Below are 12,339 nucleotides of genomic sequence, written 5' to 3'. Positions count from 1 at the left end.
AATAAAAAATTCTTAATACTAATATTAATACAACATGAATTTAGACAAAATTTTAGCCATTTCAGGGAAACCAGGTTTATATGTACTAAAAGTGCAAACTCGTACAGGTTTTGTGGCAGAATCATTAACAGACGGAAAAAAAATTACAGTAAACTTAAAAAGCAATGTAAGTTTATTGTCGGAAATCTCAATTTATACATACGAAGGAGAAAAGCCACTAACTGAAGTAATGCAAAAAATTGCGACTAAAGAAAATAAAGGTCAAGCTATTTCACATAAAGAAGATAATGCAACTTTAGCAGCTTATTTTAAAGAAATTTTGCCTGATTATGATGAAGAAAGAGTTTATCCTTCTGATATCAAAAAAGTATTAAACTGGTACAACACACTTCAGGCAAAAGGATTGGTAACTGATTTAGCTCCTGCAGCAGTAGAAGCAACTGAAGAAGCTCCAGTAGCTGAAGAAAAACCAAAGAAAGCGCCAGCTAAAAAAGCAAAAGCTAAAAAAGAAGAATAGTAGTTCGTACTTTTAAATATATTAATCCTGTTGAGATGTTTTCTTGACAGGATTTTTTACTTTTACACTATTCGGTTACAATTCAAAATAAAATTAAAATGAGCAAAGAACTTCAGCTAAAAGCTTTCGAAAGATTATTAATAATAATGGATGAACTTCGTGAGCAATGTCCGTGGGATAAAAAACAAACGCTACAGACTTTGCGCCATTTGACAATCGAAGAGACGTATGAGCTTGGAGATGCTATTTTGGATAATGATTTAAATGAAGTTAAAAAAGAATTGGGAGATTTATTGCTCCATATTGTTTTCTATGCTAAAATAGGCTCAGAAACTAATGATTTTGACATAGCTGATGTCTGCAATGAAATCTGCGATAAATTAATTCACCGTCATCCTCATATTTATAGCGATACTGTTGTAAAAGATGAAGAAGAAGTAAAACAAAACTGGGAAAAACTTAAACTTAAAGAGGGTAAAAAATCAGTTTTGGAAGGTGTTCCAAGAAGTTTGCCGGCATTAGTAAAAGCGAGCCGAATTCAGGACAAAGTAAAAGGCGTTGGTTTTGACTGGGAAGAACCACATCAGGTTTGGGATAAAGTTCAGGAAGAACTGGAAGAACTTCAAGTTGAAGTGAAAACAGGAGATCAGGATAAAATTGAAGCCGAATTTGGAGATGTTTTATTCTCCATGATCAATTACGCCCGATTTTTAAATGTAAATCCCGAAGATGCATTAGAACGCACGAATAAAAAATTCATTAAGCGTTTTCAATACTTAGAAAGCAAAGCAGGTGAATTAGGAAAACCTTTATCAGAAATGACTTTGGCAGAAATGGATGTTTTTTGGAACGAAGCTAAAAAGCTTTAATTATTCTGCTATTTTTTTTAATGCTTTTACGTTTTTCAGCATAATTTTTTTTCCAACAAGTTCAATTAGTTCCAATTTATTAAAATCAGATAAAAGTCGAATACAGCTTTCAGTTGCAGTTCCAATTATTCCTGCAAGTTCTTCTCTTGTAAGCTGGACTTTAAGGGTTTTATCGGCATTTTCGCCAAATTCATCATGCAAATGCAGCAAAGTTTCTGCCAAACGTTGTTTTACTGTTTTTTGAACTAAAGCAATTTTATCGTTTTCTGATTCTTTCAAATCTTCACAAATTGATTGCATCAAATTCAATGAAAATTGATTGTTGTTATTAAAGAAATGTATGATTTCAGATTTCGGAATAAAGCAAACTTCCATATCGGCGATCGCTTTTGCAGATAAATTAGCAGGTTCATTACTGATCATAGAACGCTGTCCTAAAAGTTCACCAGATTTTACCAACTTTACAATTTGGTCTTTTCCGTTTGCACTCAATTTTGATAATTTGCCAACACCGTCTTTTATACAAAAGACACCATTAGTAACTTCTCCTTCTTCAAAAATAGCATCTCCTTTTTTAATTGAATAACTCGTTTTGCTATTGGCTAACTTTACAACTTCTTCTTTATTAAGGGCTTTTAAAGACGACAACTGGCGTACAATACATTGATCACATTTATTCATCGCAATATAATTTAGTGCAAAATTAACCAATATTCGTATTGTAAGGCATTGTTTTTTCTTAAAATATGCAGAAAAATTTTACGGATGTAATTCGCCCATTTTATTTTATTAAATTAGAATTTGATTTCATTTTCATATGATAAATATCATATTTATAGTTAATTCTTATTTGGAATATTTGTTACATTAAAAAAGAAACAAATTATGACTGAGCAGAGCTGTTTTCATTGCGGGATTGACATTCCTAAAAATGAAGAAATCAATTTTGATGAAAAAAAGTTTTGTTGTGCCGGCTGTAAAACCGTGTATGAAATTTTTAGTCTTCATGATTTAACCTGCTATTATGATTTCGAAAAATCGCCAGGTGCAACTCCTCAGGATATTCAAGGGAAATATGATTTCTTAGATAATGAGGCTATTACGTCAAAAATAATCGATTTTCAGGAAGGAAATACTTCTATTGTTTCTTTAAATATTCCGCATATACACTGCAGTTCTTGTATATGGATTCTGGAAAACTTAAACAGAATTCAGCCGGGAATTTCAATTTCACAAGTTAATTTTCCACAAAAAAGAGTCCGTATTACTTTTAACTCTGAGCTTGTATCTCTTAAATCAATTGCTTATTTATTGAGTTCAATAGGTTATGAACCTTATATAAGTCTTGAAAACTATGAAACCGGAAAAAACAATGTTGATCGAAGTCTTACTTATAAACTTGGTGTAGCCTTCTTTTGCTTTGGAAATATTATGCTGCTTTCATTTCCGGAATATTTTGAAATCAAAGAATTTTGGTTGGACAATTACAAGCCTTTTTTCAGGATTTTGATTTTTCTGTTGGCTTTACCGAGTTTTTTATATTCAGCGAGCGGTTATTATGTTTCGGCTTATAAAAGCATCAAATCAAAAATGCTAAATATTGATATTCCAATCGCATTGGGAATTATTGTCATGTTTATTAGAAGCACTTTTGATATTGTAATGAATTATGGCGGAGGTTTTTTTGATAGTTTAACAGGTTTGGTTTTCTTCATGCTTCTTGGAAAAATGTTTCAAACTAAAACCTATAGTTTTTTAAGTTTTGAAAGAGATTTTAAATCCTATTTTCCAATTGCGGTTACCAGAATTAATTCGGATACTTCCGAAGAAAGTGTGCCGATTTATGATGTTTTGAAAGGAAACAGATTATTGATCAGAAATCAAGAATTGATTCCGGTTGATGGAATTTTGATCAGTGAAAAAGCGGATATTGATTACAGTTTTGTGACTGGTGAAGCAGTTCCGATTACGAAAAAATCAGGAGATAAAGTATTTGCCGGCGGAAAACAGATTGGAAAAGTTATTGAAATGGAAGTATTGCATTCGGTTTCCCAAAGTTATCTTACCCAACTGTGGAGCAATGAAATTTTCCAGAAAAAAGTAGATCAAAAACACAAAACAATTACCGATAAAATAAGCCGTTATTTCACTCCTATACTATTATTAATCGCTTTTGCAGGATTTGGCTATTGGATATTTATTGATGCCAATACTGCTTTTAATGTTTTTACAGCAGTTTTAATTGTCGCCTGTCCATGTGCGTTGGCGCTTACTGCACCATTTACTTTTGGAAATATTCTAAGAATTATGGGCAAGCAAAAAATGTATCTTAAAAATGCTTTAGTAATCGAACAATTAGCAAAAGTTGATACAATAGTTTTTGATAAAACGGGGACAATTACGACAAATAAAAAATCAAATATTCTTTACGAAGGAACGACGATTTCTGATGAAAATATGATTTTACTGAAAAATGTTTTGCGAGCTTCAAATCATCCTTTGAGCAGAATGCTTTATGATTTCCTGCCAGAAACTAAACGAATCAAAATTGAAGAATTTGAGGAGATTACAGGAAAAGGATTATGGGCTAAAACGGAAAATAAGACGATAAAAATCGGTTCAGTTGCATTTGTTGAAAGCCCGGATTTGGATTCTTCTGAAATTGAAAAAACGGCATTGCATATTAGAATTGGAGAAATCTATTTTGGCCGATTTAATTTCCAAAATCAATATAGAGATGGTCTTGCAACGTTATTTTTAACTTTAAGTAAAAAATACAAATTAAAAGTTCTTTCAGGAGACAATGACGGAGAAAGAGCAAATCTCGAAAAAATTCTGCCAGAAGGTACAGAGCTTATTTTTAATCAAAAACCAGAGCAAAAATTAGAATTCATTAAAAACCTTCAAGATGAAGGTCAGAATGTCATGATGGTTGGAGATGGTTTAAATGATGCCGGAGCGTTGGCACAAAGCAATGTTGGGGTATCTATTTCAGAGAATGTAAATGTCTTTTCACCGGCCTGCGATGCGATTTTAGATGCAACTGAATTTTCACGCTTAAATTACTTTTTAAAGCTTTCTCATAAATCGATTTTAATCATCAAAATGAGTTTCGTTTTATCCCTACTTTATAACGTGGTCGGACTTGCTTTTGCAATAACTGGAAATCTTCTTCCGTTAGTTGCGGCCATTATTATGCCATTGAGTACAATTACCATCGTAAGTTTTGTGACTTTCATGTCTAACTACTTCAGTTCTAGTAATTTAAAATGATTTTAAATAATTCCGAAGTATTTTTTTACTAAATTTAACATAAGTCTTTTGACTATGATAATTATCATATTTTATGCGATACTAACCTGTTAATTTTGTTAACATAATTTTAAAGGTATGAGTGTAATTTATCTATTAATTTCAGTTAGTATTTGCGTAGCAATTGGCTTCTTCATTGCTTTTATCATCGCTGTCAAATCTGGACAGTACGATGATGATTATACGCCATCCGTCCGAATGCTTTTTGATGACGAGACAAAAAACATCCCTCAAAAAAATAATCCACCAACCGAAGAAAAACAAGTTTAATTATGGAAATGGAACAGTTTTATTACGACAACAAAATTGTAAAAAAATTCATTTATGCCACTATTCTTTTTGGAGTAGTAGGTATGTTAGTAGGGCTGACCTTAGCGGTTATGTACCTTTTTCCCAACATGACAGATGGGATTTCGTGGCTAAGCTACGGCCGATTAAGACCTTTGCACACTAATGCAGTTATTTTTGCCTTTGTCGGAAATGCCTTTTTTGCGGGTTTGTATTACTCGCTCCAGCGTTTGCTGAAAGCCAGAATGTTCAGTGATTTTTTAAGTAATCTGCATTTCTGGGGCTGGCAGTTAATTATTGTTGCTGCTGCTATTACCTTGCCATTAGGTTATACTTCATCAAAAGAGTATGCCGAGTTAGAATGGCCTATTGATATTGCAATTGCCTTGATTTGGGTAGTGATGGGAATCAATATGATAGGTACAATGCTTCGCCGAAGAGAAAGACATTTATATGTTGCTATTTGGTTTTATTTAGCCACTTTCGTAACTGTTGCTGTTTTACATATCTTTAATAATATTGAGTTACCGGTTTCTGCTTTAAAAAGTTATTCAGTTTACGCAGGTGTTCAGGATGCGCTTGTACAATGGTGGTACGGGCACAATGCGGTTGCGTTTTTCTTAACAACTCCGTTTTTAGGATTGATGTATTATTTTATTCCTAAAGTAGCAAATCGCCCTATTTATTCGTATAGATTATCTATTATTCACTTTTGGTCATTAATCTTTATCTATATCTGGGCTGGGCCTCACCACTTGTTATATTCAGCTTTGCCAAACTGGGCTCAGAATTTAGGTGTAGTATTTTCAGTAATGCTTATCGCTCCTTCTTGGGGAGGTATGATCAACGGACTTTTAACTTTAAGAGGTGCATGGGATAAAGTTCGTGAAGAACCCGTTTTGAAATTCTTCGTTGTGGCTATTACCGGATACGGAATGGCAACTTTTGAAGGTCCAATGCTTTCTTTCAAAAATGTGAATGCTATTGCACACTATACAGACTGGATTATTGCACACGTACACGTTGGAGCTTTAGCATGGAATGGATTTATGTCATTTGGTATTATCTATTGGCTGATTCCACGAATGACAAAAAGTACTTTATTTTCTAAAAAACTAGCTAATTTCCATTTCTGGATTGGAACTTTAGGAATTATATTGTACGCATTGCCAATGTACGTTGCAGGTTTCCAACAAGCTTCTATGTGGAAACAATTTAATCCAGACGGAACTTTAACCTACGGAAATTTCCTTGAAACAGTTACCGCAATTATGCCTTTATACTGGATGAGAGCAATTGGAGGAAGTTTATACTTAATTGGGATGCTGACTTTGGTTTACAATATCATAATGACAGTAAAAGCGGGAAATACAATTGAGGATGAATTAGCACAGGCTCCAGCATTAGAAAGAATTAGCAGCAATAGATTAAGTGGAGAAAAATTTCATACTTGGCTAGAAAGAAAACCTATTCAATTAACCATATTGGCTACGATTGCAATCTTGATTGGAGGAATTATTCAAATTGTACCAACAATTATGGTTAAGTCAAATATCCCGACAATTTCAAGCGTAAAACCTTATACGCCTTTAGAACTTGAAGGACGCGATTTGTATATCAGAGAAGGATGCGTAGGTTGTCATTCGCAATCAGTACGTCCATTTAGAAGTGAAGTTGAAAGATATGGGCCACAAGCAAAAGCTGGAGAATTTGTTTACGATCATCCATTTTTATGGGGATCAAAACGTACAGGTCCAGATTTGTTGAGAGTAGGAGGCAAGTACAATGACAACTGGCACTTCAATCACATGTGGAATCCGCAAAGCACTTCTTTCGGTTCAATTATGCCAGGTTACAAATGGTTGTTTGACAACAAACCGCTGGATATTTCCTTGATTGAAAAGAAAATGCAAGCGATGAAGACTCTTGGAGTTCCTTATGATAAGCCAGGTCAGGCACAAATTGCAAATGCATTGAAAGATTTAAGAACTCAAGCTCTTGCTATTGAGAAAAGCTTAGAAAATGATCCTGATTACGTAAAAAGTTATGCTGACAGTAAGAAGAAAGCAGCAGCAAAAGGCGAAAAATTTGTTCCAATGAACGAAAGAGAAATTGTTGCTTTGATCGCTTATATTCAAAGACTTGGTACTGATATAAAAGTAAAAGATACTGCTAAAAAATAAGGCTATGTTTGAACAGATAAAACACAATATGGAGACAATATCGGGTATAGAAATTTACCCGATTCTTTCTCTCTTGATCTTCTTTTTATTTTTTGTTGGATTAGCCTTTTGGGTGTTTTCATATAAAAAAGACAAGATTAAAGAAATGAGTGAAATTCCTTTAAATGAGGACTTGGTATAATTTCTAAAGATAAATAAAATGAAAAAATTTTTCCCAGTATATGTAAGAGTACCACTTATTTTCTTCATCGGTTTTGCTTTGATGGAGTATTTTATTGATTCAGGTGATAAACCAGCTTTTATAAAATTCCCAATGGTTTCTGTCTTTTTGATTATATTTCTATTTGTCTTGGTTGCGATTGAAATTACATTAAGTGCAGTTAATCGAGTGATGTACCATTTGATGTCGCCTGAAGAAAAAGCAAAATTGGATTACGAAAATAGCCTAAGTTTAAGCGAAAGCACTTGGTTCAAAGAGTTGATGCACAAGCTGACAAAAACTCCACCAATGGAGAAAGAAGGCGAGTTGCTAATGGATCATGATTATGACGGAATCAAAGAGCTTGATAATAATTTACCGCCTTGGTGGGTGTATTTATTCTATATCTGTATCATTTTTGGAGCTGTTTATCTTGTTCATTATGAAATTTTAGGAGGAGATGACCAGGAAACAGAGCTTAAAAAAGAAATGGCTCAGGCTAAAATTGATGTTGATGAATACCTAAAAACAGCACCAGATTTAATGGATGAAAAAACAGTTGTTTTACTTACAGATGAACCAAGTTTAGCAGCCGGTAAAGAGATATTCATGACAAATTGTGCGGCTTGCCACAGAGCAGATGCGGGAGGACAAATTGGCCCAAACCTGACCGATGATAAATGGATTTTAGGAGGAGGAATTAAAAATGTTTTCCACACTATTACAAATGGAGGTCGTGATGGAAAAGGTATGGTTTCCTGGAAAACAAATGGTATGAAGCCAAAAGATATTCAAAAAGTGGCAAGTTATATTTTGTCTTTACAAGGAAGCAATCCTAAAGATCCAAAAGAAGCGGAAGGAGAAGTTTGGGTTGATGAAAGTGCTCCAAAAAAAGATGCGGCAACAACTAATACAAAAGATAGTACAGAAGTTAAAAAATAAAAATCATGTCAAATTTACCAGACGAAGCTTTTAGAGATACCATTGGAACAATCGATGACAGTGGTAATAGAAAATTTATTTTTCCTAAAAAACCGTCTGGTAAGTTCTATAATTACAGAAAGATTGTCAGCTATGTTTTATTAGCTATTCTTGTCGCTAATCCTTTTATAAAAATCAACGGTAACCAATTTATGATGTTCAATGTTTTAGAACGTCGTTTTAATATTTTTGGTTTTCCTTTTTGGCCACAAGATTTTTATCTTTTTGTCATTTCAATGCTGGTTGGCGTTGTTTTCGTAATCTTGTTTACAGTTGTTTTTGGAAGGATTTTTTGCGGCTGGATTTGTCCACAGACTATTTTTTTAGAAATGGTCTTTCGCCGAATCGAATATTGGATTGATGGTGACAGAGGCTCTCAATCACGTTTAGCTCGACAAGAATGGAATGCCGAAAAAATTAGAAAAAGACTTTTTAAATGGACTGTTTTCTTTTTGATTTCGTTCGGTATTGCAAATGTGTTTTTAGCTTATTTAGTTGGCAGTGATCAATTATTTTTAATGATTGAACAAGGTCCTGTAAAACAGGCAAGTAATTTTATAGCATTGCTGATTTTTACGGGTGTTTTTTATTTTGTTTTTGTTTGGTTCCGGGAACAGGTTTGTATAATTGCTTGTCCATACGGCAGACTTCAGGGAGTTCTTCTCGATAATAAATCGATCAATGTTGCCTATGATTTTGTTCGAGGCGAAAAGGAGGAGGGACGCGCAAAATTCAATAAAAAAGAAGACCGTGCATTAACCGGAAAAGGTGATTGTATTGATTGTCTTCAATGCGTGCACGTATGTCCAATGGGAATTGACATTAGAAACGGAACACAATTAGAATGTACAAACTGTACGGCTTGTATTGACGAATGTGATAATATAATGGAAAGCGTAGGTTTGCCAAAAGGCCTTATTCGTTACGCTTCAGAAGATGAAATAGCTAAAAAAGAAACTTTTAAATTCACAAATAGAATGAAAGGCTATACAGCCGTTTTATTCATTTTATTAAGTGTTTTTGTTGGAATGCTATTTTTAAGAACTAATGTAGAAGCGATTATTTTGCGTTTACCAGGGCAATTATTTCAGCATAAAGGAGATAAAATAAGCAATGTTTACACTTACAAAATCGTTAATAAAACAATGAATGATTACAACGATATTCATTTTGAGTTAATCGACCAGAAAGGTGAAATCAAAAATGTAGGGAATAAAAACTTCAAAATTAAAAGAGAAGAAACTGCTCAAGGAACTCTGTTCATAGAAATCAACGAGGCAATTTTGGAAAGCGATAAAACCACAGTGAAAATTGGTGTCTACAACGGAAAAGAATTGCTTGAAACCACAAAAACAAATTTTTTAGGTCCTAGAAGTTTTAATTAAAATACTATTATCATGAAAATAAATTGGGGAACCGGAATTGTTATAGCTTTTGCTCTTTTTATGAGTTTTATATTGTATTTCGTTTTTGAAGTTCAGTCTAATGCTAAATACGACAATGATTTGGTTGTAGAGGAATATTATAAACACGATTCACATTTTCAGGAAGAAATGGCTCGTGTTCAAAACGCACATGATTTACAGCAAAAACCTTCAATTACTTTTGGAGAAGAAGGTGTAAAGGTGGCGTTTCCATCAACTTTTGAGAGCGATAAAATCACGGGAAATGTTTTATTATATCGCCCTTCAAATAAGAAATTTGATTTTAATACTAAAATTGCCTTGACAAACTCAGCTTTATTTATTCCGAAAGATAAATTGATTAAAGGACGTTGGGACGTTAACATGGAATGGCAGTATAACGGAACAAAATACTTGACTAAAGAAGTGATTTACGTAAATTAATTTACATATGTTGTATTCTGCATTCATATTAGGTATTATCAGTAGTCTGCATTGTGTGGGAATGTGTGGGCCAATTGCTGTAATGCTTCCAGTTGATCATCAGAATGAGGCAAAAAAAGTAACGCAAGTTATCACTTATCATTTAGGGCGTTTGACCGCTTATGCTACAATAGGTTTAATTTTTGGTTTATTAGGACGTGGTTTTTTTATGGCAGGAATTCAACAGAAAATATCAATTTTTATTGGTTTAGCAATGATTGCTGTGGTTTTGATTCCTGAAAAAACATTTGCTAATTACAACTTCTCAAAACCGGTTTATAAAGTTATCTCAAAAATTAAATCAAGTTTAGGAAGCCAGTTTAAAAAGAAAAGTTACAAATCACTTTTTATAATTGGTTTGTTAAATGGTTTTCTTCCTTGCGGAATGGTATATGTGGCTTTATTTGGTGCAATTGCGATGCAAAGTGCCAGTTTAGGCGTTCTCTATATGTTGCTTTACGGATTAGGAACCATTCCTTTAATGACCATTGTGGTCTATATTCATTCATTATTAAAATTACCGTTTCGAAATAAAATTCAAAAGGCAATTCCTTATGTTGCCGTTTTTATTGGTGTATTGTTTATTTTAAGAGGTTTGGGATTAGGAATTCCGTATTTGTCTCCTTCAAATATGAGTTTGTTTGTTCAGCAGACACCAAATTGTCATTAAACTGTCATCAAATAATGATTAAACTGTCATCGAAAACAAGTTCGTTTCAGGTGATTTTCTTTTTAAATGTAAATCAAAAGCCATACAAATATTGCGGACGAAAGGTCTTCCGGCTTCTGTGATTTTAATTTTGTTTTCTTCGATTACAATCAACTCATCATTTTCAATTTCTTTTAAAGCCAATAAAACTTCTGGCAATTCTTTGAAATATAAAGAATCTTGATTCCAGGAAGTTTCAAGTTCGCAGGTTAGATTTAAAATGTGTTTTCGAATAATCAGATCTTCATCATTTAAAATATGACCTTTCACAACAGGTAATTGATTACTTTCTAAAATTTGATAATATTCTTCCAGATTTTTAGTGTTTTGGGCAAAACTATACCAACTGTCACTTATTGAAGAAACACCTAAACCAATCATGAGTTGTGTTTTTGAAGCGCTGTAACCCATGAAATTTCGATGCATCTTTCCGTTGTGTGCAGATTGAAATAAGCTATCTGAAGGCAATGCAAAATGATCCATACCAACTTCATGATAACCATTTGCAGAAAGCAATGTTTTTCCGATCTCATAAAGCATTCTTTTTTCGGCATCTTTTGGCAAGTTTTCTTCGTTAAAACCGCGTTGTCCATTTCCTTTTATCCACGGTACGTGTGCGTAACTGTAAAAAGCTAATCGGTCTGGTTTTAATGAATTTGTTTTTTCAATTGTATCGACAATATTTTCTAAAGTTTGGAACGGAAGTCCGAAAATAATATCATGGCCAATTGATGTATAACCAATTTCTTTAGCCCAAAAAGTTACTTTCGCAACATTGTGGAAGGGCTGAATACGGTGAATGGCTTTCTGTACTTTTTCGGCATAATCCTGCACGCCAAAACTTACTCGGCGAAAGCCTAAATCATATAATTTTTTAAGTTGCTCGTAAGTAGTATTATTAGGATGTCCTTCAAAACTGAATTCATAGTTTTCGGCTTTATCTGCTAGTTTAAAAATACCATTTATAAGATTTTCTAGATTTGAAATTGAAAAAAAAGTTGGAGTTCCTCCGCCTAAATGAATTTCTTTTATAAGCGGTTTTTCAGGAAGAAGTTCGCAATACAGTTTCCATTCTTTTAAAACCGCGTCGATATAAATTTCTTCAACAGAATGATTTTTTGTGATTCGTTTGTTGCATCCGCAAAAAGTACACATGCTTTCGCAAAAAGGCAAATGGATATATAAACTGATTCCGTTTTGCGTATTACTTTCTAAAAATGATTTTTGAAAAGATGCTGTCCATTTTTCCAAAGTAAAATCGGTTTCTTTCCAATACGGAACGGTTGGATAACTTGTATATCTTGGACCAGGGACGTTGTATTTCTGAGTCAGTGAAATTTTCATAAATAAAACATTTAGAGAGGTATCAAAATTACTTTACTGTTTCAAAAATTA

The 12,339-nt window shown here is 33.3% G+C and carries 12 protein-coding genes; 10 read left to right on the top strand and 2 right to left on the bottom strand.

Annotated features, from left to right (window positions below):
- Positions 1 to 34: 34 nt before the first annotated feature.
- Together FN795_RS03955 and mazG are read left to right on the top strand one after the other, a co-directional pair.
- The gene (locus FN795_RS03955; RefSeq protein ID WP_142449471.1) at positions 35 to 517 is read left to right on the top strand and encodes a DUF5606 family protein; all 483 of its coding nucleotides are present in this window, start codon (positions 35 to 37) and stop codon (positions 515 to 517) included.
- Positions 518 to 615: 98 nt separating this feature from the next.
- Positions 616 to 1,386 carry a nucleoside triphosphate pyrophosphohydrolase gene (gene mazG / locus FN795_RS03950; protein ID WP_142449470.1) on the top strand — a complete coding sequence of 257 codons (771 nt, stop codon included), beginning with the start codon at positions 616 to 618 and terminating at the stop codon, positions 1,384 to 1,386.
- On the opposite strand, the gene FN795_RS03945 is transcribed toward mazG, so the two are convergent.
- Complete coding sequence (locus tag FN795_RS03945; protein ID WP_142449469.1) at positions 1,387 to 2,067, bottom strand: Crp/Fnr family transcriptional regulator; 681 nt, start codon at positions 2,065 to 2,067, stop codon at positions 1,387 to 1,389. It lies immediately after the preceding gene.
- A gap of 204 nt (positions 2,068 to 2,271) precedes the next feature.
- Between FN795_RS03945 and FN795_RS03940 the strand changes: the two genes are divergently transcribed.
- The 8 genes from FN795_RS03940 (at position 2,272) to FN795_RS03905 (ending at position 10,905) form a co-directional block, all read left to right on the top strand.
- A complete protein-coding gene (locus tag FN795_RS03940; protein WP_142449468.1) occupies positions 2,272 to 4,659 on the top strand; it encodes a heavy metal translocating P-type ATPase in 2,388 nt (795 codons plus the stop codon).
- A gap of 117 nt (positions 4,660 to 4,776) precedes the next feature.
- A complete protein-coding gene (gene ccoS, locus FN795_RS03935) occupies positions 4,777 to 4,968 on the top strand; it encodes a cbb3-type cytochrome oxidase assembly protein CcoS (RefSeq protein WP_035648550.1) in 192 nt (63 codons plus the stop codon).
- 2 nt (positions 4,969 to 4,970) lie between these two features.
- Positions 4,971 to 7,169: a cytochrome-c oxidase, cbb3-type subunit I gene (gene ccoN, locus FN795_RS03930; RefSeq protein WP_142449467.1), complete on the top strand. Its 2,199-nt coding sequence runs from the start codon at positions 4,971 to 4,973 to the stop codon at positions 7,167 to 7,169.
- Positions 7,170 to 7,173: 4 nt separating this feature from the next.
- Positions 7,174 to 7,350 carry a CcoQ/FixQ family Cbb3-type cytochrome c oxidase assembly chaperone gene (locus tag FN795_RS03925; protein WP_035648546.1) on the top strand — a complete coding sequence of 59 codons (177 nt, stop codon included), beginning with the start codon at positions 7,174 to 7,176 and terminating at the stop codon, positions 7,348 to 7,350.
- 18 nt (positions 7,351 to 7,368) lie between these two features.
- Complete coding sequence (locus FN795_RS03920) at positions 7,369 to 8,310, top strand: cbb3-type cytochrome c oxidase N-terminal domain-containing protein (RefSeq protein WP_142449466.1); 942 nt, start codon at positions 7,369 to 7,371, stop codon at positions 8,308 to 8,310.
- Positions 8,311 to 8,315: 5 nt separating this feature from the next.
- Entirely contained in the window at positions 8,316 to 9,734 is a 1,419-nt protein-coding gene (gene ccoG / locus FN795_RS03915; protein WP_142449465.1) for a cytochrome c oxidase accessory protein CcoG, read from the top strand.
- A 12-nt stretch (positions 9,735 to 9,746) separates the two neighbouring features.
- Positions 9,747 to 10,196, top strand: coding sequence for a FixH family protein (locus tag FN795_RS03910; RefSeq protein ID WP_142449464.1), 450 nt, complete (start codon positions 9,747 to 9,749; stop codon positions 10,194 to 10,196).
- Between the two features lie 7 nt (positions 10,197 to 10,203).
- Entirely contained in the window at positions 10,204 to 10,905 is a 702-nt protein-coding gene (locus FN795_RS03905; protein WP_142449463.1) for a sulfite exporter TauE/SafE family protein, read from the top strand.
- Between the two features lie 18 nt (positions 10,906 to 10,923).
- On the opposite strand, the gene hemN is transcribed toward FN795_RS03905, so the two are convergent.
- Positions 10,924 to 12,288: an oxygen-independent coproporphyrinogen III oxidase gene (hemN, locus tag FN795_RS03900; RefSeq protein WP_142449462.1), complete on the bottom strand. Its 1,365-nt coding sequence runs from the start codon at positions 12,286 to 12,288 to the stop codon at positions 10,924 to 10,926.
- Positions 12,289 to 12,339 lie beyond the last annotated feature (51 nt).

It is taken from the genome of Flavobacterium resistens (assembly GCF_900182645.1).
GTDB classification, from domain to species: Bacteria; Bacteroidota; Bacteroidia; order Flavobacteriales; family Flavobacteriaceae; genus Flavobacterium; species Flavobacterium resistens.
Note: the sequence above shows the minus strand (reverse complement) of the source record. Positions and strands in the feature narration are given on the sequence as shown.

Coding starts and splice junctions, on each gene's coding strand:
- FN795_RS03910 (WP_142449464.1), top strand. CDS start 9,747: ATGAAAATAAATTGGGGAACCGGAATTGTTATAGCTTTTGCTCTTTTT.
- ccoG (WP_142449465.1), top strand. CDS start 8,316: ATGTCAAATTTACCAGACGAAGCTTTTAGAGATACCATTGGAACAATC.
- mazG (WP_142449470.1), top strand. CDS start 616: ATGAGCAAAGAACTTCAGCTAAAAGCTTTCGAAAGATTATTAATAATA.
- ccoN (WP_142449467.1), top strand. CDS start 4,971: ATGGAAATGGAACAGTTTTATTACGACAACAAAATTGTAAAAAAATTC.
- FN795_RS03925 (WP_035648546.1), top strand. CDS start 7,174: ATGTTTGAACAGATAAAACACAATATGGAGACAATATCGGGTATAGAA.
- FN795_RS03955 (WP_142449471.1), top strand. CDS start 35: ATGAATTTAGACAAAATTTTAGCCATTTCAGGGAAACCAGGTTTATAT.
- ccoS (WP_035648550.1), top strand. CDS start 4,777: ATGAGTGTAATTTATCTATTAATTTCAGTTAGTATTTGCGTAGCAATT.
- FN795_RS03940 (WP_142449468.1), top strand. CDS start 2,272: ATGACTGAGCAGAGCTGTTTTCATTGCGGGATTGACATTCCTAAAAAT.
- FN795_RS03945 (WP_142449469.1), bottom strand. CDS start 2,067: ATGAATAAATGTGATCAATGTATTGTACGCCAGTTGTCGTCTTTAAAA.
- FN795_RS03920 (WP_142449466.1), top strand. CDS start 7,369: ATGAAAAAATTTTTCCCAGTATATGTAAGAGTACCACTTATTTTCTTC.
- FN795_RS03905 (WP_142449463.1), top strand. CDS start 10,204: ATGTTGTATTCTGCATTCATATTAGGTATTATCAGTAGTCTGCATTGT.
- hemN (WP_142449462.1), bottom strand. CDS start 12,288: ATGAAAATTTCACTGACTCAGAAATACAACGTCCCTGGTCCAAGATAT.